Origin of the sequence: Streptomyces sp. NRRL B-24572 (assembly GCF_002156145.1) — a bacterium.
Taxonomy (GTDB): Bacteria; Actinomycetota; Actinomycetes; order Streptomycetales; family Streptomycetaceae; genus Streptomyces; species Streptomyces vietnamensis.
In genome coordinates, this window is sequence record NZ_MWIG01001178.1 from 304 (window position 1) to 600 (window position 297).

General features: G+C 75.1%; 1 protein-coding gene. It reads right to left on the reverse strand.

Going from position 1 to position 297, the window contains the following annotated elements; genetic code table 11:
• Window positions 1–297 (reverse strand): GH32 C-terminal domain-containing protein (locus tag CCN56_RS41135; RefSeq protein WP_179200178.1); only part of this gene is annotated, 297 nt, incomplete at both ends.

The window sequence follows — 297 nt, forward strand, 5'->3', positions numbered from 1 at the left end:
CCAGGGCGCGGCCGTTGGCGAAGACCTCCAGGGCCGAGTGGTCGACGAGGACGCGGAGTTCGACCGTACCGTCCGGGCCGAAGGGCAGGTCGCCGTGGCGAGGTGCGGTGTCGACGTCCGGGTCGAGGCTGCTCGCTTCGCGGTGGAGGCGCAGGGTGCCCGAGGTGCCGGCGGGGTCGCGGGTGATCTCGACGACGGTCCGCTCGGCGCCGTCCGGGGTCTCCCGTACCCCGAGGCGTACCGTGGCGCCGGGAGCGAGCCGGAGGGTCGTCTCCAGGTCGAGCTGGTCGCCGCGGA